This is a genomic window from Micromonospora sp. DT48 (genome assembly GCF_049844495.1).
In the GTDB taxonomy this organism is placed as follows: domain Bacteria; phylum Actinomycetota; class Actinomycetes; order Mycobacteriales; family Micromonosporaceae; genus Micromonospora.
In genome coordinates this window covers 398242-421054 of sequence record NZ_JBNCLE010000008.1, presented here as the reverse complement: position 1 = coordinate 421054, position 22813 = coordinate 398242, and the positions used below count along the sequence as shown (strand labels likewise).

The 22813-nt window shown below is 70.8% G+C and carries 23 protein-coding genes; 6 read left to right on the top strand and 17 right to left on the bottom strand.

Annotation, left to right across the window (positions count from 1 at the left end; all coding sequences use genetic code 11):
* Nucleotides 1–153: 153 nt before the first annotated feature.
* Together ACLQ2S_RS11980 and ACLQ2S_RS11975 are read left to right on the top strand one after the other, a co-directional pair.
* A complete protein-coding gene (locus tag ACLQ2S_RS11980) occupies nucleotides 154–804 on the top strand; it encodes a GyrI-like domain-containing protein (protein WP_155218317.1) in 651 nt (216 codons plus the stop codon).
* 64 nt (nucleotides 805–868) lie between these two features.
* Nucleotides 869–1477 carry a class I SAM-dependent methyltransferase gene (locus ACLQ2S_RS11975; protein WP_425701683.1) on the top strand — a complete coding sequence of 203 codons (609 nt, stop codon included), beginning with the start codon at nucleotides 869–871 and terminating at the stop codon, nucleotides 1475–1477.
* A gap of 41 nt (nucleotides 1478–1518) precedes the next feature.
* Here the strand turns inward: ACLQ2S_RS11975 and ACLQ2S_RS11970 are convergent, their stop codons facing one another.
* Entirely contained in the window at nucleotides 1519–1896 is a 378-nt protein-coding gene (locus tag ACLQ2S_RS11970; protein WP_155218319.1) for a YybH family protein, read from the bottom strand.
* A 61-nt stretch (nucleotides 1897–1957) separates the two neighbouring features.
* Nucleotides 1958–2716 carry a TioE family transcriptional regulator gene (locus ACLQ2S_RS11965; protein ID WP_309223306.1) on the bottom strand — a complete coding sequence of 253 codons (759 nt, stop codon included), beginning with the start codon at nucleotides 2714–2716 and terminating at the stop codon, nucleotides 1958–1960.
* Between the two features lie 54 nt (nucleotides 2717–2770).
* Between ACLQ2S_RS11965 and ACLQ2S_RS11960 the strand changes: the two genes are divergently transcribed.
* Nucleotides 2771–4372 carry a DUF6194 family protein gene (locus tag ACLQ2S_RS11960; protein WP_425701682.1) on the top strand — a complete coding sequence of 534 codons (1602 nt, stop codon included), beginning with the start codon at nucleotides 2771–2773 and terminating at the stop codon, nucleotides 4370–4372.
* Nucleotides 4373–4445: 73 nt separating this feature from the next.
* On the opposite strand, the gene ACLQ2S_RS11955 is transcribed toward ACLQ2S_RS11960, so the two are convergent.
* The 5 genes from ACLQ2S_RS11955 to ACLQ2S_RS11935 are packed head-to-tail and all read right to left on the bottom strand — an operon-like array spanning nucleotide 4446 to nucleotide 9525.
* Nucleotides 4446–5408: a carbohydrate ABC transporter permease gene (locus ACLQ2S_RS11955; RefSeq protein ID WP_155218609.1), complete on the bottom strand. Its 963-nt coding sequence runs from the start codon at nucleotides 5406–5408 to the stop codon at nucleotides 4446–4448.
* Nucleotides 5409–5421: 13 nt separating this feature from the next.
* Nucleotides 5422–6363 (bottom strand): carbohydrate ABC transporter permease, encoded by a 942-nt coding sequence (locus ACLQ2S_RS11950; RefSeq protein ID WP_155218323.1) that lies wholly within the window; start codon nucleotides 6361–6363, stop codon nucleotides 5422–5424.
* A gap of 22 nt (nucleotides 6364–6385) precedes the next feature.
* Entirely contained in the window at nucleotides 6386–7789 is a 1404-nt protein-coding gene (gene ngcE, locus ACLQ2S_RS11945; protein ID WP_155218325.1) for an N-acetylglucosamine/diacetylchitobiose ABC transporter substrate-binding protein, read from the bottom strand.
* 27 nt (nucleotides 7790–7816) lie between these two features.
* Nucleotides 7817–8566, bottom strand: a complete 750-nt coding sequence (locus ACLQ2S_RS11940; protein ID WP_425701681.1) for a sugar isomerase domain-containing protein — start codon at nucleotides 8564–8566, stop codon at nucleotides 7817–7819.
* Nucleotides 8563–9525: a MurR/RpiR family transcriptional regulator gene (locus ACLQ2S_RS11935; RefSeq protein WP_155218329.1), complete on the bottom strand. Its 963-nt coding sequence runs from the start codon at nucleotides 9523–9525 to the stop codon at nucleotides 8563–8565. The genes ACLQ2S_RS11940 and ACLQ2S_RS11935 overlap by 4 nt, the downstream gene beginning before the upstream one ends.
* 244 nt (nucleotides 9526–9769) lie before the next feature.
* On the opposite strand from ACLQ2S_RS11935, the gene ACLQ2S_RS11930 reads away from it, so the two are divergent.
* Nucleotides 9770–11224, top strand: coding sequence for an acyltransferase family protein (locus ACLQ2S_RS11930; protein WP_155218331.1), 1455 nt, complete (start codon nucleotides 9770–9772; stop codon nucleotides 11222–11224).
* Between the two features lie 27 nt (nucleotides 11225–11251).
* On the opposite strand, the gene murD is transcribed toward ACLQ2S_RS11930, so the two are convergent.
* Nucleotides 11252–12601 (bottom strand): UDP-N-acetylmuramoyl-L-alanine--D-glutamate ligase, encoded by a 1350-nt coding sequence (gene murD / locus ACLQ2S_RS11925; protein WP_309223307.1) that lies wholly within the window; start codon nucleotides 12599–12601, stop codon nucleotides 11252–11254.
* An 83-nt stretch (nucleotides 12602–12684) separates the two neighbouring features.
* Between murD and ACLQ2S_RS11920 the strand changes: the two genes are divergently transcribed.
* The gene (locus ACLQ2S_RS11920) at nucleotides 12685–14052 is read left to right on the top strand and encodes a hypothetical protein (RefSeq protein ID WP_309223308.1); all 1368 of its coding nucleotides are present in this window, start codon (nucleotides 12685–12687) and stop codon (nucleotides 14050–14052) included.
* A gap of 63 nt (nucleotides 14053–14115) precedes the next feature.
* Here ACLQ2S_RS11920 and ACLQ2S_RS11915 read toward each other — a convergent pair whose 3' ends face one another.
* From ACLQ2S_RS11915 to ACLQ2S_RS11885, 7 genes are all read right to left on the bottom strand, one after another.
* Complete coding sequence (locus tag ACLQ2S_RS11915) at nucleotides 14116–16029, bottom strand: PucR family transcriptional regulator (RefSeq protein ID WP_425701696.1); 1914 nt, start codon at nucleotides 16027–16029, stop codon at nucleotides 14116–14118.
* Between the two features lie 24 nt (nucleotides 16030–16053).
* Nucleotides 16054–16938, bottom strand: a complete 885-nt coding sequence (locus tag ACLQ2S_RS11910) for a TrmH family RNA methyltransferase (RefSeq protein WP_230462627.1) — start codon at nucleotides 16936–16938, stop codon at nucleotides 16054–16056.
* Nucleotides 16939–17001: 63 nt separating this feature from the next.
* Complete coding sequence (locus ACLQ2S_RS11905) at nucleotides 17002–17388, bottom strand: VOC family protein (RefSeq protein WP_309223357.1); 387 nt, start codon at nucleotides 17386–17388, stop codon at nucleotides 17002–17004.
* Nucleotides 17388–17684, bottom strand: a complete 297-nt coding sequence (locus ACLQ2S_RS11900) for an ArsR/SmtB family transcription factor (protein WP_309223310.1) — start codon at nucleotides 17682–17684, stop codon at nucleotides 17388–17390. The genes ACLQ2S_RS11905 and ACLQ2S_RS11900 overlap by 1 nt, the downstream gene beginning before the upstream one ends.
* Nucleotides 17685–17717: 33 nt before the next feature.
* Entirely contained in the window at nucleotides 17718–17840 is a 123-nt protein-coding gene (locus ACLQ2S_RS11895) for a hypothetical protein (protein WP_425701680.1), read from the bottom strand.
* A 7-nt stretch (nucleotides 17841–17847) separates the two neighbouring features.
* Nucleotides 17848–18261 (bottom strand): RNA 2'-phosphotransferase, encoded by a 414-nt coding sequence (locus ACLQ2S_RS11890; protein WP_425701679.1) that lies wholly within the window; start codon nucleotides 18259–18261, stop codon nucleotides 17848–17850.
* Nucleotides 18258–19121, bottom strand: coding sequence for a LysR family transcriptional regulator (locus tag ACLQ2S_RS11885; RefSeq protein WP_425701678.1), 864 nt, complete (start codon nucleotides 19119–19121; stop codon nucleotides 18258–18260). The genes ACLQ2S_RS11890 and ACLQ2S_RS11885 overlap by 4 nt, the downstream gene beginning before the upstream one ends.
* A gap of 70 nt (nucleotides 19122–19191) precedes the next feature.
* Here ACLQ2S_RS11885 and ACLQ2S_RS11880 point away from each other — a divergent pair, with 70 nt between their 5' ends.
* Nucleotides 19192–19728 (top strand): hypothetical protein, encoded by a 537-nt coding sequence (locus ACLQ2S_RS11880; protein WP_425701677.1) that lies wholly within the window; start codon nucleotides 19192–19194, stop codon nucleotides 19726–19728.
* A 60-nt stretch (nucleotides 19729–19788) separates the two neighbouring features.
* Here ACLQ2S_RS11880 and ACLQ2S_RS11875 read toward each other — a convergent pair whose 3' ends face one another.
* Nucleotides 19789–22050, bottom strand: coding sequence for an ATP-binding protein (locus ACLQ2S_RS11875; RefSeq protein WP_425701676.1), 2262 nt, complete (start codon nucleotides 22048–22050; stop codon nucleotides 19789–19791).
* A 142-nt stretch (nucleotides 22051–22192) separates the two neighbouring features.
* Nucleotides 22193–22669 (bottom strand): glycine-rich domain-containing protein, encoded by a 477-nt coding sequence (locus ACLQ2S_RS11870; protein ID WP_155218340.1) that lies wholly within the window; start codon nucleotides 22667–22669, stop codon nucleotides 22193–22195.
* Nucleotides 22670–22813: the final 144 nt, after the last annotated feature.

Here is a 22813-nt window from a genome sequence, read left to right as displayed (position 1 = left end):
GCAGGCTCCGGGGCGTGGCGACTTTCGTTCTGATCCACGACGGCGGTGGCAGCGCCTGGGGCTGGCATCGGCTGGCCCCGGAGCTGACCGACCCGCACGGGGTCGGCTTCGGCGGTGCCCCACTCGAATGACCAGCCCGGATTCAGGTACCCGATGACAGACAAGACCGACTTCAAGAAGACCGTCGACGCCTACCAGGCACCACGGGGACGGTTCCGGATCGTCGACGTGCCCGACATGCGATACCTCATGATCGACGGTCACGGCGATCCCAACACCTCACCCGCCTTCACCGCGGCGGTCGAGGCGCTCTATCCGGTGGCGTACAAGCTCAAGTTCGCCAGCAAGCGCGACCTCGGGCGCGACTACGTCGTCCCGCCCCTGGAGGGCCTGTGGTGGGCCGACGACATGGCTGCCTTCACCACCTCGCGGGACAAGTCGCTGTGGAGTTGGACCCTGCTGCTCATGGTCCCCGACTGGATCGACCGGGCCATGGTCGACACCGCGGTCGAGCAGGCCGGTGCGAAGAACCGGCCAGCGCGCCTTGATGACATCCGGCTGGAGACCCTGTCCGAAGGACGGTGTGTGCAGACGCTGCACGTCGGCTCCTTCGACGACGAGGCAGCCGTGCTGGCCCACCTGCACGACGAGTTCATCCCGAACCACGGGTTGCGGATGACCGGGAAACACCACGAGATCTATCTGAGTGACTTCCGCCGGGTGGCCCCCGAGAAACGGCGCACCATCCTCAGACAGCCGGTCGTCGCCGACGCCCGGGTGCCCGACGCCGAGACTGCCGAATAGACGCCCCCCTCGTCGGCTGACCGACCGTCGCTGAAGTGTCGGGTCCCGGATCTACAGTGTCGCGGTGCGCAGCCAACTGGTCCGTGATGCCTACTCGTCCGTGTTCGCGCGGTACATCGCGCTCTCCGATGGTGGTTGGCAGGACCACCAGGACGACACGTCCCTCGTCCGGACCCATCTCGCCGGGTTGGACGGCAGGGTGCTCGACCTCGGCTGCGGCCCCGGCCACTGGAGCGGCTACCTGCATTCCCTCGGCGTCGACGTGACCGGCGTCGATCTGGTTCCCGAGTTCATCGACCACGCCCGGGCGAACGTCCCCGGGCCGGTCTTCCAACTCGGCTCGATGACCGAGCTCGACGTTCCCGATCACACGGCGGCGGGCATCCTCTCCTGGTACTCGACGATTCATCTTCCACCGCAGGAACTGGACGACGTGCTCACCGAGTTCCGCCGGATGCTGAAACCGTCCGGGCGGCTGGTGATCGGCTTCTTCGACAGCGACGACGAGGTGGCCGCGTTCGACCACAAGGTGCTCACCGCGTACCGCTGGCCGGTCGACGTGTTCTCCGCCCACCTGACCCGGGCCGGCTTCACCGAGCTTCAGCGCCTGCGCCACCAGTTCCCGGACACCCCGGACCGCAGGTACGCGGCCGTCGCGGCACGCGTCACCTGAACCCTGAACCCCACCGCACAGCGCCCGTGGCCGGGCTCCGATCAACTGCTCGGCTGCTGCCCCGGCCAGAAGGGCCACTCCTCGAACGAACGGCACCGTCCGTCGGCGGCGAAGCACATCACCCAGAGATCGCGGAACTCCTGGTCGACCGGGTCGCCGTAGCGGACCTCCTGGCGCGACACCGCGGTGTCCCCGTCGACCGCGACGATCTCCGTGGTCATCTGGAAGACCTCGTCGGGGCCGTCCCGATGCTCTTCCCACATCCGGGCGATGGCCGGCAGACCGACGACCGGCGTCCAGTACGGCCCCTGCTGGTAGCTCGCGTCCTCGGTGAAGAGTTCTGCCAGCGCCTGCGTGCCCGGCGTCCGCCAGGCCCGCTCGTAGCCGGCGATCCAGTCGGCGACCTGCGTCCTGTCCATGGGCACCACCTTGCCATCGGCGCGGCGTTCGATGGGGACGTCGCAGGCCCGCGTGGCGCGGTCAGGGGACGTTGCCCGTGGCGGGCTCGTCGGACCCGACGTCGGCGGCGTCGATGTACTCGGCGAGCCGGGCGGCACCGGTGAGCATGGCTCGGCCACGGGTGGTGAGTTGTTCCCGCCACTGGCGCAGCGACGCGACGAGCGGTTCGGTGCCACCGGCTTCGCGCAACCGACTCAGCACCCCGGCGATGTGGTCGAGCCGGTATCCGCCACGGCGCAGCAGGTGCGCGAGTTCGGCGTCGCGGACGTCGTCCGGTGAGTAGCGGCGGTAGCCGGTCGCCGGCTCCCGCGCCGGCTGCAGGATGCCAGCCCGTTCCCACTTGCGCAGGGTCGCCGGTCGTACGCCGAGGCGGTGGGCCAGCACGCTGATCGGCACGGCTCGCCGGCTCTGCGGTTGCCGCTGCGAGCCGGTGAGGACGGCGACCGCCGCCTCGACCGCGTCCAGGGTTTCTCGGTCGCGCTGGAGCAGGACGTGGCTGTCGTCGATCGTGCGCAGGGCGGCGTCGATGTCGCCCCGGTTGACGGCACGCATGATCTCGCCGCTGGCCGGGTAGCCGTGGCCCGCGATCAGTGCCAGGTAGGCGCTCAGCGCTCTGGCGTGCACCTCGGTGAACAGGCGGTAGCCGGTGGGGGTGCGCTGGGCCGCCGGCAGGACGCCGTCGCGCTCGTAGTTGCGCACGGCCTGCGCGGAGAGGCCGTGCCGGCGCGCGAGGTCGACTGGTCGGCGTACCCCCGGGTTGGAGGGTTTGGTGGCTTTCACCGCGCTCCGTTGCTCGAAAGTCTCAACCGGAGGTTCAACGATACGGTTAATGGAATGATCTCCCTTCTCGACCTGTTTGCCGTACCACCGGCGCTGCTCGCGCTCGGCGAGCCGACGCACGGCGAGTCCGCCTTCCTCCAGATCCGCAACGAGACCTTCATGTCGCTGGCCGAGCAGGGCTACCGGTCGATCGCGCTGGAGAGCGACCGGGCGGCGGCGCTGATCGCCAACGAGTTCGTCCAGGGCGACACCGCCGTCACCCTCGACCGGGCGCTCGCCGAGGGGTTCAGCCACGGGCTCGGTGCCGCCCCGGCCAACCGTGACCTGCTGCTGCGGATGCGCGAATGGAACGCGGGGCGACCGGCCGCCGAGCGCCTGACGTTCCACGGCTTCGACGCCCCGCTGGAGATCGAGGGTGCGCCCAGCCCTCGGCGCTACCTCAGGTGGGTCTGCGACTTCCTCGGCCTCGATCGATCAGCGGAGATCGACGGTCTGGTCGGGGACGAGGCCCGGTGGAGCGACACGGCAGCGATCTGGGAGCCCGGTAGGTCGATCGGTCGCTCGACCGACGCCCAGCGCCTCCGGGTGATCGCCGACGACCTGCTGACCGAGCTGTACCTGAACGCACCCCGACTGGCCGAGGGCTGGCCGACAGCGTTCGTGCACGCCATGTCCGCTGTCGCGGTGCTGCGCTACCACGCAGCGGCCGCCGCGCCGCTGCGGCAGGAAGAACGCTTCGCCCGCCTGGCCGGGGTCCGGGACGCGCTGATGGCCGAGAACCTGCTCGCGATCCGCTCGGCCGAGGCACACCGCGGACCCACGCTGGTCTTCGCGCACAACACTCACCTCCAGCGTCAATCGAGCACGATGACGATGGCCGGAACGGACGTCTCGTGGGCCGGTGCGGGCGCCATCGTCGCGTCGTTGCTCACCGACAGGTACGCGGTGGTCGTCGGCAGCCTCGGCGCATCCCCCGCGCTGGGCATCGAGGCCCCCGCCCGGTCGACCTACGAGGGCAGACTCCAGCAGGACACCACACTTCCGCGGTACGTCCGGGCAGCCGAGATAGCAGCGGCCGAGCGGAGAACGCACGACTACCGTTACTTCCCACTGGATCAGGCCACCATCGACCACGCCGACGCGGTGCTGCACATCCCGACCGGCGTCGATGCGGCAGTACTCGCCGACCGGATTCTCGCGCTGCCCGGCGTCGAGCAGGTCGTGGCGAGCGAGGAGAACGGGTCACCCGAGGGTGCCTGGGGCGACCGGTTCTTCTACGTCGGCCCCGACCGCCGCCAGCCGTTCGCCACCATCGTCGAGCACGACGTGCCCGGTTTCGACGACGCCTCCCAGCTCGACCGTCCCGGCGTCTTCCGCCTCAACCTGGACCTGGGCCGAACCGAGTTCGAGAACCTGTTCGGCTTCCCACCGAAGGCTTTCGAGGACCACCGGCACGAGTTCGACTTCGCCCGACTGGACACCTTCGTACCGCACCCGGGCTACGCGCTGTACGGCTTCGGCAGCATCGTCATGCCCGGCCCGCACATGCTGCCCGAGATCGATCGGCTCCTCACCATCGCCCACGCCCGAGCAGTGGACCGCCACGAACGCGCCGCGCGTCGGACCGCCGACCAGCAGAACCAAGACGTGCTCTGAGCCCGCCGAGCGTGGTCACGGCGGCCCGGTGGCGTCCGAGAAGCCACCGGCCGCCGCTGCGGGCGTACCGGGGCTACTTTCCCACCCCGGCGGTGAGGCCGGACTGCACCTGCCGCTGGAAGACGATGTAGACGATGAGCACCGGCAGCATCGCCATGGTCACCCCGGCGAACAGCCCCGACCAGTCGGAGCGGTAGCCCTGGTTGACCGACAGCTCGATCAGGCCCTGGGAGATGACCTGGTTCTTCGGTTCACCGGCCACCGACTGCATGAGCAGGGTCGGCAGGTACCACTGGTTCCACTGGCCGAGGACGTTGAAGATGCCGATGCTGATCAGGCCGGGTCTCGCCATCGGCAACATCACGCTGAAGAACAACCGGCTGTGCGACGCGCCGTCGACCATGCCCGCCTCGGCGATCGCGTTGGGCAGGGTACGGAAGAACGAGTGCATGAAGAAGACGGTGAACGACAGCGACCAGGCCACGTAGACCAGGATCAGCATGAAGTGGCTGTTCGGGCCGAGGAACGGCAGTACCACGCCGGTGTTGTAGACGCCCTTGAACAGCGGCACCGCAGCCAGGTAGATCGGCAGGGTCAGCCCGGACAGGAACATGTAGTAGATCAGCCGGTTGCCCCGGAACTCGTAGCGGGCGAGCACGTAGGCGGCCATCGAGCCGAGCAGCATGGTGAGGAAGACGCTGCCGGTCAGCACCAGGACGGTGTTGAGGAAGAACGACCCGATCTGCCCCTCGGTCCAGGCTCGGGCGAAGTTGTCCCACTGCAACCGCTCGGGGATCAGCGACAGCGGCTTGCGGATGACCTCGGCGTCGGTCTTGAGCGCCGACATCACCACCCACAGCAACGGGTAGACCACCATGATCGCCCAGACGGCGAGGAACAGGTGGGAGAAGCCGTTGAAGAACCGTGCCCCGGCGCGGCCTCCGCCGAGGGCGGCGCGCGATGCCGGCGTACGGGTCGGTGGTGGAGTCTGGTCGGGGCCGGCCAGGCCACCCGGGGTGTGGGTCACCGTGCTCATCGTCCAGGTCTCCTCAGTACTCGATCCGCTCACGACGGGTGATCCTCAGCTGGAGAGCGGCCAGCAGGATCGTGAAGATCGCCAACGCCACACCCATCGCGCAGGCGTAGCCGAACTGGCCCTTCTGGAAGGCGGTGAAGTTCAGCACCGACGCGAAGATCTCACTGGCGTGGTTCGGGCCACCCTGGCTCGGCGTCATGACGAACACCAGGGCGTACATGTCCAGGGCGATGAAGCCCAGGTAGACCCAGGCCACCGAGACGGTGTCCCGCAGCAGCGGCAGGGTGATCCGGAAGAACGTGTGGAAGCGGCCGGCTCCGTCCAGGATGGCCGCCTCGTAGACGTCCTTCGGGATGGACTGCATGGCCGCGGAGAAGAGCACCATGTAGAAGCCCGCACCGCTCCAGACCGCGATCAGCAGCAGCCACCACAGCACCGCCGGTACGCCGAGGAAGGGCTCCGGGTCGTGCATGAAGGTGATCGGGTCGTCCTCGCCGACCAGCCCGATCTTCATCAGGATGCCGTTGATCAGGCCCTGGCCGTCGGCGCGGTAGATCTGTTGCCACATCACCGCGATGACGACCAGGGACAGCACCTGCGGGAAGAAGAAGATCACCTTGTAGAGACCGGAGCCGAACACGCCCCGGATACCGGCCTTGTCCTCGCGTCCGCCCACGTTGAGCAGGAACGCGAGGAACAGGGCCAGCGCGATGGTGAACAGCGGCACGGTGATCAGGAAGAAGACGTTGTGCCAGAACGCCTTCCTGATCAGCTCGTCGGAGAAGAGCCGGAGGTAGTTGTCCAGCCCGACGAACTGCTGCTTGTCGGAGTAGCCTCCCCAGTCGGTCAGCGAGTACCCGGCCGCCTGGAGGAAGGGCCACACCACGTAGAAGAGGTACAGCCCGACCGGCAGGGCCAGGAAACCCGTGACGAAACGTGCAACACCGTGCCGCATGGGACTCACTCTTTCGTTCGGATCAGGCGTCGCGGGTCTGCTTGGTGATCGACGAGTCCTTGGCGACCTTGTCGGCGGCGGCCTGCATCTTGTCGACGAACTGCGCGGCGGTCAACCGGCCGGCCATCAACTCGGCGGACAGGTTCTGGCTCTCCTTGTCCAGGTCGGCGTAGAAGTTCCAGAGCTTGATCGAGATCAGGTCCGAGCCCGCGTTCTTCATCAGCTCGTTGGCGCTGGCGAGGGCGGCGTCCTGGACGTTGTCGCCGGAGCCCTTGGTGGAGGCCAGCGACTTGGTCAGCTCGGCGAACTTCGCCGACCCGGCCTTGGAGAGCACCGCGCGCAGGAACTCCTTGGCGGCGGCCTTGTTCGGCGCCTTGGCCGGGACCACGATGCCCTCGCCGGCACCGGCGTAGACGTCGTTGGGCGCCTTGTCGGTGGCGCCCAGGCCCCAGTAGTCGGAGATCTTCATCTCGAAGCCCGGCGGGATGGTCGCCGCCATCTCGTTCTTCAGCCAGGTGCCCACCTGGATGAAGGCGGCCTTGCCGTCGAGCCAGGCCTGCTGCGACTGGGTGTGGTCGAGCTTGCCGGGCAGCAGCAGCTTGTCCTTGACCAGCTTCTCCCACGCCTCCAGCGCCGGCAGGATGCCCTCGGCACGCCAGGCGTTCTCCTTGAGGTTGTCGATGTCGATGACGGCCTGCTTGCCGGCGGACTTCCAGACCGTCGCCATCAGGGCCCAGCGCGGGTAGTAGCCGTGCACGGCGTCGTACACGTAGGGGGCCATGCCCTTGGCCTTGATCTTCGGGGCGAGGGCGAAGAAGTCGTCGAAGGTCTTCGGCGGCGTCCAGCCCTCCTTGCTGAACAGGGCGTCGTTGTACCAGTTGCCCCAGACCGTGTAGGCCACGTTGACCACGAAGAACTTGCCCTGGTAGGTGCCGTCGCCGACGGTGCCGGGCAACAGGCTGTCGGCGACGGTGCCCTCGCCGTCCCAGGCGGGGGCGGCGAGCAGGTCGTCCAGCGGCTCGATGGCGCCCTCGTTGACCAGGGTGCTGATGTCCATCATGTCGGCGCCGGAGTTCATGACGACGTCGCTGGGCTGCGTCGCCATCTTGGGCTGCTCTTCGGTCTTGATCTTCTGGGTGGAGCTCATGTTGACGGTGACGTTCGGGTACTTGGCGTTGAAGATCGCCTGGTCCTCCTTGGCCCAGGCGTCACCCAGCCCACCGTTGAAGATGACCACCTTCACGGAGCTGCCGTCCTGCACGCCGAAGGGGTTGTCGTCGCTCTTCTCCCCGGCGTTGTCGTTGTTCTGGCTCGGCGTGCTGCCGGCGCAGGCGCTGAGCAGACCGGCAGCCGGGGTCACCAGGAGGCCCGCGGCCGCCGCGCGGCGCAGCAGGGTCCGGCGGTCGAGATCGGGGGTAACGGACATCGTGTGACTCTCCTTGTGATGTCGGGGTCAGGCGGTTCGCCGGAGACGTCCGGCGTACCGCGACTCGAGGGCGAGGTTGTGCTCGTCCCCACCGGGGACGTTGGCGGAGAGGTAGACAGGGGGTACCTCTCCGGCCAGGTGGAACCGTCGGACGACCTCCGCGGTCAGCAGCTGCGCCAACAGCGCCGAGGTGACCGAGGAGACCGCACAGACCGCGCCGCCGCCCTCGAGCGGCAGCAGTGCGTCGCCGTACGGCGCGCCGTTGTCCAGCACGACGTCGGCGAGATCGACGAGCCGCCGACCGGAGGGGTGCCGGGGCGCCACCCGTCCGGTGTGCTCGACCGAGGTGACCGCGATCAACGGGTGACCGCGCTCGATGGCCAGCAGGGCCAGTTCGACCACCGATCCGTTGATCCCGGACTGGGACGCCACCACGAAGACGTCCTGCGGCTGGGGAGCGGCGATCGCGTAGAGCTGATGCGCGACGGCCGGGTCGCGTTCCAGCTTGGGGTCGGCGAGCACCTGACGCGATGCCCCGCCGTGCAACACCAGGTCGGGTAGGGAGATCCGGTTGGTGGGCACCAGCCCACCGGCGCGGGCGACCAACTCGGCGGCGAAGACCTCCGAGTGCCCGGCACCGAACGCCTGGAGCACCCCGCCGTCACGCAGGCTGGCGGCGATCAGGTCGGCGGCCCGCCCCAGCGGTTCGGTTCCCCGCTCGACCAGTCGGTCGAGCAGTGGCCGGACCGCGTCCGCGTACCCCTGGGCGCTGATCATGCGTTGGCCTCCCGCGCGGCCTTGTGCCCGTCGACGGCCTGGGCGGTACGCCGGAAGGCCGCGTGGGCGCGGTCGTGGGTGCGTTGGGCGACGGCGATGTAGAGCAGGTCGAGGACGACCAGCTGGGGGTGCCGGGCGGACAGCGCGTCCGGCCGGAAGGTGGTGGCCTGGCTGGCGGTGAGCAGCACGATGTCGGCCAGTTCGGCCAACGGGGAGCGGCGGAACCCGGTCAGCGCGATGGTGGTGGCGCCCCGGCTACCGCCCTCGGCGAGCATCTCGATGGCCTCGCGGGTCTGCCCGCTGTGCGAGATGCCCAAGGCCACGTCGCCGGGGTGCAGCAGCGCGGCGGCGGCCAGTCCTGAGTGCACGTCGTTCCAGGCCCACGCGGCCACGCCGATGCGATGCAGGCTGAACTGCATCTCCTCGCCGACCAGCGCGCTTCCGCTGGCACCGAAGATGTTCACCCGTTCGGCCCCGGCGATCGCCACCGCGGCCCGCTCCACCTCGGCCAGGTCGAGCAGCGCGGCGGTGTCGTGCATGGCCCGGGTGTCGGCCGCGATGATCTGCTCCAGGACTCGTTCCAGCGGATCGTTGGGCTGGATCTCGCGTCCGATGTCGACCGTCCAACCGGCCGATCGGGCCCGGCCGGTCTCGGCGGCGATGCCCAGTCGCAGGTCGGCGTAGCCGTCGAAGCCCATCGCCCGGCAGAACCGGGTGACCGTGGCCGGCGAGGTGCCGCTGCGCTCGGCCAGTTCCACGATGGTGGCACGGGCCGCCGCCTCCGGATCGCTGAGCACATGCTCGGCGACCCGGCGCAGCGCGCCGGTCAGTTCGGCGGCACCGGTGCGGACCCGGGCCAGTGTCCCGTCGGAGGCGACGCCGAGGGCACCTCGCCGGTCGATCCCGTCGGCGTCGGTCGCCGCGGCGACCGCGGCGATGTCCGACTGGTGATCAACCATGAGATGCCTTTCCGAAAAGACTGTTAACTGTTAGTGGTAAAAGTTCTTACTAAAGCCCCCTCGATGTCAAGACCGTGGGCGAAGTTTTCAAACTGTTACCTGGCACACAACCCCACCCCGCCCCGTCAGACCCGGGTTGATCAAGAAGTTTTCGTCGTAGTTGATCTCCCTGACGACGAAAACTTCTTGATCAACCATCCGTGCCTCGGTCCGACCCGCTGCGGTCCTGGCCTACGCTCGGAGGATGCGCCGCCTGGCCCGCCTCGCCGCCCGGACGCCGCCGGATCGGGAGCGCTACCTCGACCTACTCCGGGCGCTGGCCATCATCCTGGTGGTCCTCGGGCACTGGGCGATAGCGGCAGTCGAGTACGACGACAACGGCCGACCGGACGGGCACTCGGCACTGACCACCATCCCCTGGGCCTACCCGCTGACCTGGGCGGTCCAGGTCATGCCCGTCTTCTTCCTGGTCGGCGGGTACGCCAACGCCGCCTCGCTGGCCGCCCACCGACGCCGGGGCGGTGACGCGATCGGATGGCTGCTCGGCCGCAGCGCTCGCCTGCTGCGCCCGACCAGTGCCCTGGTGCTGGTGCTCGCCGGAGGCGCGCTGGTCGCCCGGCTGGCCGGCGCGCAGCCGGACGAGGTCCGCCCGATCGTCTGGTTCGCCACCATCCCGCTGTGGTTCCTCGCCGCCTACCTCGCCGTCCTGCCGCTGACCCCGGTCATGTACGCGCTGCACCGCCGCCTCGGGCTGCTGGTGCCACTGGCGTTGACCCTGCTGGTCGCCGCCGGAGACCTGGGCCGCGCGCTCGGGCCCGCCGGGTTGGCCCTGCCCAACTACCTGCTGGGTTGGCTCGCCGTCCACCAGGTCGGCTTCGCCTGGTACGACGCCCACCGGGGCCACTGCCACCCGGCCGGCCGACCCGCCACCGAGGTGTCGCGCACCGACGACGGCCACGCAGCCGTCGACGGCGATCCAGCACCGAACGACACCGGCCCGGCAACCGGCGTACGCACCCGGTGCCTGCCGATGTCCCGTCGCGCCGCGAGCCTCATGCTCCTCGGCGGTCTCGCCGTGGCGGCGCTGCTCACCGGCCCCGGCCCGTACCCGGTGAGCATGATCAATCTCCCTGGTCAGCGGCTGGCGAACGCCGCCCCGCCCAGCGTGGCCCTGCTCGCGGTCGCCACCGCCCAGCTCGGGCTCATCCTGCTGCTGCGGGAACCGGCACACCGGTGGCTACGCCGCTCCCGCCCCTGGCAGCTGGTGATCGGCGTCAACTCGGTCGTGCTGACGGTCTTCCTGTGGCACCTGAGCGCGGCCGTACTGCTGGTCGGCGCGTTGCACGGGCTCGGTCTGCTCCCCACCCCACAGGCCGGTACGGCCGCCTGGCTGGCCTGGCGCCTGCCCTGGGTGCTGATGTTGGCGGTGGTGCTGGCCGTGCTGGTCGCCATCTTCGGTCCGATCGAGGCGTCCACCAGCCGTCCCCGGCACCTCAGGTCACCGACCGGACGGGCGGGTGTTCGCGCCGTGCTCACCGTCGCCGGGTTCGCCGCCGTCGGGTACGCCCTGGTGGTCAACGCCACGACGGCCAAGACCGCACCCGAGCCGCTCGGCTGGCCGGTGCCCGCGCTGGTGGCGTACCTGGCCGGGGCGGGCACGCTACGCCTGCTCAGAGCCGGGTGGGGCAGCCGAGGGTGACCCCTCCGTGACCGTCGGGGCGGGTGGTCAGGCGGGGACGGTGCTGCGGATCGCCTCGGCGAAGACCTCGGAGCGGTGTTCGAAGTTGCGGAAGCGGCCGTAGCTGGGGGCGGCCGGGGAAAGGAGGACCACGCCACCGGCGGGAGTGACCTGGCGGGCCAACCGGACGGCGTCGACCAGATCGTCGACCAGATCGGTGCGTACCTTCGGCAGCCCGTCGAGCGTTTCGATGATCCGCGCACCACTGTCCGGGATGCCGATCACGTTGAGTTCCCGCTCGGCCAGGTGCTCCCGCATGGGCGTGTAGTCGACGCCCCGGTCGTTGCCGCCGACGATCACGGTCAACGGTCGCCCCTCGTACGCGTCGATGGCGTGAATGGCCGCGTACGGGCTGGTCGCCAGGGTGTCGTCGACGAAGGTCAGGCCGGACGGGTCGGTGATCTCGGTCAGCCGGTGGGCCAGTCCCTGGAACCCGGCGACCGCCACGGCCAGAGCGTCCTTGCGCTCGACCAGGTCGATGCCCAACGCGTTGAGCACCGCCAGGGCCACGCAGAGGTTGCCCTCGTTGTGTCGACCGACCAGCGGCAGCACCGCCCGGGGGAAGAGCGGCTGGTCGACCAGGTGGAACCAGGGCGTACCGTCCGCACCGGCGGCCACGTGCACCGACTCGGGGGTGCCGGCGCGCACCGCCGCGCGGTCACCCAGCTCGAACGCCAACCGTGGGTCCGTGCCGTTGACCACCACCGTGCGTGGCCCGTTCGCCAGCAGGTTGAGCTTGTCCCGGTAGTACTCCCGTTCGCCGCCGTGCGCGTCGAGGTGCTCGGGGAACAGGGCGGTGACCACCGCCACCCGAGGCGAGTCGGTCAGGTCGCTGCACTGGTAGCTGGACAGCTCCAGCACGTACAGCTCGGCATCCGGCAGGTCCAGCGTCGGTACGCCGATGTTGCCGCCGAAGACGTTCGGCCGGTCCACCGCGGTCAGCAGGTGGCTGATCAGGCTGGACGTGGTGCTCTTGCCCTTGCTGCCGGTCACCCCGATGGTGCGTTCGCCGTGGTCGGCCATCCAGAGCGAGGTGCCCTGGGTGACCGTCACGCCCCGGCCGCGCAGCTCGATCAGCCAGGGATGCGTCTGCGGCACACCGGGCGAGCGGACCACCACGTCGGCGGCGGCCAGCCGGGCGAAGCCTTCGTCGCCGGTGACCAGCGGGGCGGCCTCGGCCAGTGGCCCGTCCCAGGGCAGGGAGAGGAAGTTCGCGCTGTCGTCGACGGCGACGAGGTCGGCCGGGCCGTGAGCGGCGATGGCGGTCACCGCGGCCCGACCCTCCCGGCCGGCCCCCCAGACGGCGACTTTACGTCCGCGCAGGTCAGACAGGCGCACAGGCACTCCTCGGATACGACGGCGACAGGTCACGGTCCAGCCGAGCCGGGCACGGCCGGACGAACCAGGGCCTAGTATGGCGTGTGCTCAACACGCAGCTGGCGCGGATGGACGCCTTCACCTTCTCGTCCTACTCGATCGACCTGTCCACCGGCGAGGCGCTGTTCGACTACGCCCTGACCGGGCCCGACGGCGAGCAGCGGTTCACCGAGGTGGTCACGTTCCCGGTGCCGGAGGAGTCCCCGTCGGACGCCGCCGTGGCGGCGCTGGGCCGGGTGTTGGAGCTGCTGCACGTGGTGGCCGGGGTCAGTTACTACAAGACGGCCGCGCCGGGTCAGCTGCTCCTGCCGGCACCGCTCGGCCCGGCCGCCGTCGAGTTCGTCACGGCCGTCTACACCAAGGGCCTCGCCGAGTACGCGTACCGCAACCGGCTGCCGTATGTGCTGGAGCTGGCCCCGCGCGTGCCCGAGGGACGGGTGAAGCCGGCCGCCGAGTACGACAACTCCGACCGACGCCCGCTGTCGGCGGTGGGGGGCGGCAAGGACTCGATCGTCAGTCTGGAGGCGCTGCGCCGGGCCGGTCTGGATCCGGTGCCCTTCTCGGTCAACCCGAACCACGTGATCAACGCGGTGAACGCGGCCTCCGGGCTCACTCCGCTGGCGGCCCGGCGGCGTATCGACCCGGTGCTGTTCGAGCTGAACGCGGCCGGCGCGCGCAACGGGCACATCCCGGTCACCGCGATCAACTCGCTGATCGCGGTCGCCACCGCCGTCCTGCACGGCCTGGGTCCGGTGGTGATGTCCAACGAACGCTCCGCCTCGGACCCGAACCTGATCTGGAACGGTCACGAGATCAACCACCAGTGGTCCAAGGGGGTGGCTGCCGAGGGGCTGCTGCGGGCGGCCCTTGCCGAGCACGCCGGGCTGGTCGAGCCGTACTTCTCGCTGCTGCGCCCGCTGTCGGAGCTGCACATCGCCCGACTGTTCGCCACCATCGACCGCTACGACGACGTGGTCACCAGCTGCAACGCCGCGTTCAAGCTCCGCGACGCCAGCGAGCGGTGGTGCCGCGACTGCCCCAAGTGCCGGTTCGTCTTCCTGGCGATGGCCCCGTTCATGCCCCGCGAGCGGATCAGCCGGATCTTCGGCGGCGACCTGCTCGCCGACGCGACGCAGATTCCGGGCTACCGCGAGTTGCTCGGCATCGACGGGCACAAGCCGTTCGAGTGCGTCGGCGAGGTGGAGGAGTCGGTGGTCGCGTTGAGCCTGCTCGCCCAGCAGCCGGAGTGGCGCGGCACCCCGGTGGTGACCGCCCTGGTCGCCGCCGTACCCGAGCAGGCGTGGTCGACCGCCGCAGCCTCCGACACCTTCACCCCCGCCGCCGCCAACCACCACATCCCCCCCGCCTACCAGAAGACCCTCCAAACCCTCACCCACCCCCAAGCGGGTTGATCAAGAAGTTTTGGTCATTTTCGATCTCCCTGATGACCAAAACTTCTTGATCAACACGGCGGGTCAGGGGGTGCGGATGGCGTCTAGGGCTAGGAGGGCTACGTGGAGGGAGAGGCAGGCGTCGACCGAGTCGAGGTCGACGTTCAGGATCCGGCCGATGCGGGCCAACCGCTCGTAGAACGCCGGGCGGGACAGGTGCGCGGCGGATGCCGCGGCGGACTTGTTCCGGCCCTGCTCCAGGTAGGCCCGTAGGGTGCCGAGCAGCTGCTCCCGGGGGTGCTGCGCGTCGTACGTCAGCAGCGCCCCGAGTTGCCGCTCGACGAAGGTCTGCACCCGGGGCTCATCGCGCAACAGGTGCAGCAGTCCGGCCAGGCCGACGTGCGGCAGCCGGAAGATCGGCAGGTCACGCCGGTCCCGGCGGGCCGCGTCGGCGACCTGACGCGCCTCGATCAGCGACCGGCGGGCCTCCCGCAGACCGCCCACCCCGGATCCGGCGGCGATCAGCAGCCCGGGGCCGGGACGCCGACCCGGCGCGTCCTCGGTACGCCCCGACACCTCAGCGCGTCCGGCCAGTTCCGGGCGGGCGCGGCGCAGCGCGGCGGCGAAGGCGGACAACGCCCGTTCCTCGGTCGCGGCGTCGGGCAGGGCGAGCAGCACACCCACCGTCTGGTCGTCCAGGGCGCTGGTGAGCCCGGTCAGCCCGGCCTCGCGCAGCGCCTGTCCGACGGCCTCGGCGAGGTCGCGCAGCCAGGTGGGCCCGGCGTCCGGTACGTGGTCGGCCGCGTCGCCCGGATGCCCCGGCTCCCCTCCGGCCGCATCCACCCGGTGGCGGACCACCAGCCCGACGAGATGACGGCGCTCCAGCGCCACCCCGAGCGCCCGCGCCCGCAGGGCCACCTCGTCCACCGGCCAGGAGTGGTCGAGCAGGGCGGTGAGCAGGGTCCGGTGGAGTTGGCGTTCCAACCCCTCGGCGTCCCGACGGATCAGCCGGCCGAGGGCCAGCGTGGACGCCGCCCGCTCCACCAGGATGGTCAGCCTGGTCGGCGGTGCCGAGGGCGAGCCGCCACGCCCGGCCGGGGTCGCCACGTCCCGCCCGGTGGCCGGCACCGGGGCGGGCCGCCCGCTGTCCGGCACCGGCGGCTGCCCACCGGCCAGGTGACCGCCGGGCGGCCAGCGCAACAGCAGCCGACCCCAGTCCTGTCCCCGCGCGCCCACCATGGTGACCAGCCACCCTCGGTCCGCGTCGTACGCCGTACGCCCGTCGGCCCGGATCCGCCGTGAGTGCTGCTCCCAGCCGTCGAGCAGCAACTCGGCGTTCTCCCCCACCGGGTCGTACGCGAGCACCTGGCGGGACAGGTTCTCCAACACCACCGGGCAGCCGGACAGCTCGGCCGCCTGCCGGACCACTTCGCCGGGTTCGGCTCCCTCCACCGACAGCTCGGTGAACCGCTGGTGGATCTCCTCGGTGGCCCGCAGCTCGGTGAGCTGGGCGTCCACGATCAGGGCGTGCACCGCCTCGGTGACCCGCACGAACGGGGTGGCCCGGCGCAGCTCCACCAACGGCAGGCCGTGGCGTTCGGCGGCGGCCACCATCACCCGGGGTACGCCGTCGAGATAGCGCCGACCCAACTCGACCACCAGCCCGGAGACGCCGACGCCGGCCAGGTCCCCGATGAAGGCCCGCAGCCCGGCGTCGTCGCCGGGCAGCCCGATACCGGTGGTGAGCACCAACTCGCCGCCGCCGAGCAGGGTGGCGATGTCCGGCACCTCGGCGACGTGCACCCACCGCACCCGACGGTCCAGCCCGACCTCCCCGGCGACCAGGCGCGGCGCGCCGTGGCGGACCGGGTCCAGGGCGAGGACCTCACGCACGGTAGGGAACACTCGCGACACGCTACCGCCCGTGACCACGGATGCCTGCCGGTGCCTCGGCGCGGGTGTGCGGCGGCTCGCTCGTAGCGGTGGCGGGCACAGCAGGGCACGGCCTCCGCACCGACGCGCTCAGAGCGGGTCGTCGCGGCCCAGCTCCCAGCAGGCCACGGCGGTGGCGGCGGCGACGTTCAGCGAGTCGACGCCACGGCGCATCGGGATCACCACCCGTGCGTCGCTGGCCGCCATCGCCGCGCCGGTCAGCCCGGCGCCCTCGGCGCCGAGCAGCAGCGCGGCGCGGGACCGCTGGGCCGGGCCCAACCGCTGGAGGGGCACCGCGTCGGGTGCCGGCGTCATCGCCAGTACGGTGAACCCGGCGGCCCGGACGTCCGCCAGCGCCGCCGGCCACGGTTCCAGCTTCGCGTACGGCACGGCGAAGACCTCACCCATGCTGACCCGTACGCTGCGCCGGTAGAGCGGGTCGGCGCAGGTCGGTGAGAGCAGTACGGCGTCCACCCCCAGCCCCGCCACCGCCCGGAAGATCGCGCCCAGGTTCGTGTGGTTGTTGACGTCTTCGAGGATCACCACACGCCCGGCGGTGGCGAGCACCTCGGCGGCGCTCGGCAGCGGCTTGCGCCGGAACGAGGCGAGCACGCCCCGGTGCACGTGGAATCCGGTCGCCTCGCGCAGCACGTCGGGGGTGGCCGCGTACACCGGGGCCTCGCCGGTGTCGAGGTCGGCCAGTTGGTCGACCCGCTTGGCGTCGACGAGGAAGGACCGGGCCGGGTAGCCGGCCCGCAGCGCCCGCCGCAGCACCAGCTCGCCCTCGGCGATGAACAGGCCGTGCGGCGGCTCCCAGCGGGTACGCAGCTCGACGTCGGTCAGCGCCCGGTAGTCGGCGATCCGCTCGTCGTCGGGCTCGGTGATCAGGTGGACGGGCACCCGCCGATTCTGCCGGACCCCGCCACGCCGGACGCCGCAGGTGCCCCGGTACGCCGACCGGCACGGAACCAGCAGGCCGACCGGCAGCGGGGCCAGCAGGTCGGCGGGCCAGCGACGCGCGGCGGGTTCGCCGGGCGGCTACTTCATGGCGGCGAGTTGGATCAGGTTGCCGCAGGTGTCGTCGAGGACGGCGGTGACCACCGGTCCCAGGTCCAACGCCTCCTGGGTGAACTGGACACCCAGTCCCTTGAGTCGCTCGACCTCGGCGTACACGTCGTCGACGGCGAACTGGGTGACCGGGATGCCGTCGGCGACCAGGGCCCTCTTGAACGGTCCCGCCGCCGGGTGACCGTCCGGTTCCAGCAGCAGTTCGACCCCGTCGGGGTCGGCCGGCGACACGACGGTGAGCCAGCGGGCGTCACCGGCGGGGATGTCGGTCTTCTTGATGAACCCCAGTTTCTCGGTGTAGAAGGCGAGCGCCTTGGCCTGGTCGTCGACGAGAACGCTGGTGAGATGGATGCGGATCATGAGCCTGGTGCCTCTCGGTCGATGTCCCACCGCTCGATGATCGAACGCAGCGGGCTGGTGTCGAGGTAGTGGAACTTGCAGCGACCCTGTCGGCGGGTGTGCACCAGGCCGGCCTGTTCGAGCACCGCGAGGTGTTGCGAGATGGCCTGGCGTGACGAGGTCAGGTTGTGCTTCATGGTGAGTCGGCCGCAGATCTCGAAGAGCGTCTGACCGTCCCTGTCGGTCAACTCGTCCAGGATCGCGCGTCGCGTCGCGTCGCCGATGGCCTTGAACAGGTCGGCGTCCGAATCCACAGACAGAGTTATAGGCAAGTAGTGACTTGCGTGTCAAGCCGACTCACCGAAGGTGATCCAGCGCGGCGGGACGTGGTCGATGAGCCAGACACCGTTGACGGCCCGGTAGAAGACGAACCCGTGCCGGTGCATGCCCGTCGCGTCCACGGTCAGCACCAGCGGGTCACCACAGCGCGCCGACCGTGGCGGCGGTCTCCCGGTCCACCGACAGGTGGACGTGAACACGACCGCGTGGCCGCAGCCCGTCGGCACGGATGCCAGGCAGGTTGCGGGCCACCGTGCCGTGATATAGCAGCGACGGCGGCACGACGGGTTCCAGGCGCAGGTCGACGTCGATCGAGTGGCCCTGCGCGGCCCGGATCCGCCCGGCGTGCAGCTCGAAACGCTGCTTGTCGGTGCCGGCCACCAGTTCGGCCAGCACCTGCCGGGTGACCGGACGGCCGTGTTCGGCGAGCGCGGCGAGCAGCACCTCCACCTCGACCCAGCCGCCCCGGTCGAGGGTGATGCCGACGGCGTCCGGACGGTGGCGGAGCACGTACGCGAGGAGCTTGCTGGCGGAGGTGAGCCGGCCGCTCACCGGGCGGCACCGAACTGGTCGAGCAGGTCCTGCACCACGGTCCGTCGCGGTGGCCGCCAGGTGGCCCAGTACCGGATCTCGGGCAGCCCCTGGATCGGGACCGCACGTAGCCCCTCAGGGAGCCCGACGCAGCCGTTGACCACGGTGGCGCCCACCCCCAACGCGGCCAGATGCACCAACAGGTCCCACCCGTCGACCTCGGCGGCGACCTGCCAGCGCACTCCGGCGTCGAGCAGGGCACGGTCCAGCGCCCGGCGGTGCGGACGCCCGGCCGGGGGTACGACGAGATCCAGGCCGTCGAGATCACCGAGCCGGACCTGTCGGCGCGCGGCGAGCGGGTGCCCGTTGCCGATGACCAGCACCTGCCGGTAGGCGGCGATATGCGTCGCCTCGACGTGTCGGCCGGGCGGATCGTGGGCGACGACGGCCAGGTCGGCCCGCCCGCTGGTGAGTGCGGCGAGAGCGGTGTCCCGGTTCGCGGTGATCACCTGTACCCGACGCCCCTGGCGGCCGACCCGTTGGATCGACTCGCCGATCACCCACCGCAGCGCGCCCCGCCCGGCCGCGATGGTCAACGTCGGCGTGGCCTCGTGGTGCAGTTCGCGCAGGAACTCCTCGGCCCGTCGGCGCGAGTCCAGCGCGTACGCGGCTAGGCGTTCACCGGCGGCGGTCAGGGTCAGCCGGCGGCCGTCGCGTTCGTACAGGTCGACGCTGAGCGCGGTGGCCAGCTTCCGGATCTTCACGTGCAGGGAGGGCTGGCTGATGTGCAGTTCCTGCGCGGCGGTGGTGAAGTTGCGGTGCTCGGCGAAGACCGCGAACGAGCGCAGCGCGTCGGCCTCCAACAGGTCTCGCCCAGTCATAGTGTGTAACTATAGAGCCGGACGTGAACAATAGTTCTGCATGGGGTGAGCGCGCCGCATGCTGAGCGGCATGACCGACAAGCTCCCCCGGCTGGGTATCGACATCGGCCGGGTCATCATCGACGGCGCCGCGCACCCGCGTGGCGGCGACACCGCCTTCTTCAGCGGGGACGAGGCAACCATGCTGGCCACCCCCGAGGTGCCCGGTGCGGTCGAGACCATCGCCCGCCTCGTCCCGCTGTTCGACGGTCGGGTGTGGCTGGTTTCCAAGTGCGGCCCGCGCGTGCAGGCCCGTACCCTGCGGTGGCTCGCCGCCCACGACGTCTACCGACGCAGCGGCATCGCCCGCGACCACGTCCGATTCTGTCGGGCCCGCGCCGACAAGCGGGCGCACTGCCTCGACCTCGCCCTCACCCACTTCGTCGACGACCATCCCGAGGTGCACGCCGCCATCCGGGGCACCGTCGCCCACCAGTACTTCTTCGGACCGCAGCGTCGCCCGGTGCCCGGTTACGGTCGGCCCGCAGCAAGCTGGGCCGACGTCGAACGCCATGTCGTCGCCACGCTGCGCGCCGGGAGCCCGACCAGCCGCGCACCGCAGCGCTGACGCACCGGGCCGCGCGGGCGCCGCCGTGGCGGTGCCACCCACGTGGCACCGCCACGGTGCTCAGGGCGGCGACAGCCGCGCCACCGCTTGGTGGGCGTGCTCGGCGGCCGGGTCACCGAGATCGTCCAGGAGTTGCGCGGCCCGTTGCCACGCGTCGACGGCGCGGGTGATGTCGCTCATCGCCTCCCGTACCTCACCGAGCCGCTGAAGGGTCTCGGCCTCGTGGTACCGGTCCGCGGACTCCCGGAACAGCGCGATGGCCTCCTCGTAGCACTCGGCCGCCCGATCGTGCTCGCCCAGGCGGCCGTGGGCGAAGCCCAGGCTGTCCAGCGTCGCCGCCTGGCCGTTGCGGTCACCGCTGGCACGCTGGCGGGCCAGCGCCGCCGAGCAGCTCTCGATCGCCCGTGGATAGTCGCCCGTGGCGGCGTAGAGCCAGCCGACCGCGTTCATCGCCCGAGCCTCTCCGGCGCTGTTGCCGGCCGACCGGTACAACCGCAACGCCTCCTGCACGTGCCGGAGCCCCTCCTCGGGCCGCCCCCGCATGTAGCAGACCTCGGCGTAGTTGTGCAGCGTCAGCGCCTGGCCGGTCGGGTCGTCCAGTCGCCGGTGCAGGTCCAGGGCGCGCAGCAGTCGTTTCTCGGCCACGTCGAGGTCACCGAGGCGGGTCTCCGCGCGGGACAGCAACCGGTTGGCCACAGCCTGTCCGGCCAGGTCGTCGATACGTTCCGCCGCGGCGAGCGCGACCTGCTGGACGGCGAGCTGATCCCGCCAGAGGCCGTGCGGCGCGAAGAAGGTGGTCAACGCCCAGGCCAGCTGCCAGGCGTACGCCTCGAAGCCGGTCTCCGCGGCCTGGCGCACCGCCCGCAGCAGCACCTGACCCTCCGCCGCGAACCAGCTCAGCGCCGCGTCGTGGTTCTCCGCCGGGGACCTGACGTTCGACGGCAGCGCGGGAATCGGGTCGATCGCCGGCCACTGCGGCTGGAGCAGCAGCGCCGCCGGGTAGGAGCTGTGCAGGTAGTAGTCGAACAGCCGGCGGCGCGCCTCCCGCGACTCCTCGGCCTCCCCGGCGGTGCGGGTCAGTTCGGCCGCGTACGCGCGCAGCAGGTCGTGGAAGGCGTACCGGCCGGGCAGGTGTTCGGTGAGCAGGTGCAGCCGGGTCAGCTCCCGCAACGGCGCGGTGATGGTCGCCGGGGTCTCCCCCGCCAGCGCCGCCGCGGCCTCGGCGGTCAGGTCGGGCCCGGGGTGCAACCCCAACAGCCGGAACAGCCGCGCCGCCGGTCGACTCAACGCCAGGTAGGACCAGGAGAAGACGGCGCGGACGTCGCCGTCGGCCAACGCGTCCAGCATCGCCTCGTCGGGGCGCAGGCTGGCGGCGAAGGCGTCGAGCGGGAAGCTGGGATGCAGCGCCATCCGTGCCGCCACGATCGACAGCGCCAGCGGCAGCCGCCCCGTCGAGTCGATGATGTCCGCCGTGGCGGCCGGTTCGGCGGCCAGCCGACAGGCACCCAGCCGACTGGCGAGCAGACTCATCGACTCGTCGCTGGTGAGCACGTTGAGCCGGATCGGGTGCGCTCCCTCCGCGGCGATCAGCCCGGACAGCTCGTCCCGGCTGGTCACCACGACCATGCAACCGCCGGCACCGGGCAGCAGCGGTCGCACCTGCGCCGAGTCGCGCGCGTTGTCGAGCACCAGCAGCATCCGACGACCGGCCAGGAGGCTGCGGTGCAGCCCGATGCGGGCCTCCAGACCGGCCGGTATCCCGGCGGCCGGCACGCCGAGCGCCTCCAGGAAGCCCCGGAGGGCGTCGCTGGGATCGACGACGTCGGCCTCGTCGTAGCCGCGGAGGTTGACGTAGAGCTGGCCCTCGGGAAACCAGCCGGACGCCCGGTGCGCCCAGTGCAGGGCGAGGGCGGTCTTACCGACCCCGGCCATGCCGGAGATGGTGAAGATCGCGACCGTCGGCTGTGTCGACGCCTCCGTCGGCCGTCCGGCGTCGAGGGTCGCCAGCTCGGCGCAGCGGCCGACGAAGCCGGGCGCGGCCAGCGGCAGTTGCTGGGGTCGCTCTCCCTCCGGCCCGGCCAGGTCGGGGTCGGCGGCGTGGATGAAGTGGACCCGGTCGGCGGCGGACAGGTTGAACGCCTCGGCGAGCAACCGGACCGTCGACTTGCGCGGCCGGGCCACGCGTCCGTTCTCCACGTCCCGGATGCTGCGTACGGCGAGGCCGGTGGCGGCCGCGACGTCCTCCTGGGTCAACCCGAGCCGCCGCCGGTGGGCGGTCACCATCTGACTAAACCGGGCCATACCCATCCACTCATGGCCCACCGGGTCTGAGTAGACCGGCCAGCCCCTCGACGGGAAAAGGATGTCCGGTGATGTTTTCTACTGGATGGAGATCCCCTTGTCGAGCGGAGGCCCGACGGCCGGGACTGCGGTCGGCCGGGCCAGTGGCGGTGGGTGTCCCGGTCTACTCCATAAAGTCGTAGATGTACTCACCGAATTCGGCGTGGTACCGATCCTGGGTCTGCTGCCAGGCGTTCGACAGATTCGTACGGTCGACCGGCCCACCCGTACCGACATAGGGAAGGTGGTGCAGGTAGTAGCCGAAAATCCGGTCACAGTGGGCGAAGTACGCGTACGTGTCGAGGATGTGGCCGTGCCAGAACTCGTCGATGTCGATGTGCGGCGGCAGCAGCTCCCCTTCGTACCTGCGTCGCAGGTACAGCCAGTTCTTGTAGAGCCGTTCGTAGTAGTCCGCCCGGGCCGGGCTCCACGCACCGCCCAGCATGTCGCGTCCCTGGGTGAGTCGGTGCTTGAGCGGTCCGAAGTCGATGGCGTCGATGTAGCGCCGTACCTCGGCGAGGTCGGTGATCCGGTTGGTCGAGGTGTTGGGGGGAACGTCCCAGCGGAGTTCCTCAGCGGGCCTGACGACGGTTTCGGTCATATCGCGTCCAATCTCGCTCGGTCGACTGGAGTTCGCGGTGGTGGGGGGGGGGGGGGGGGCCCCCCGCCCCCCCCGGTGACCGGACGCGGCCGGAGGGCCCCCCCGCACCCCCCCGCGGGCGGGGGCCCGTGACCAAAACAGGAC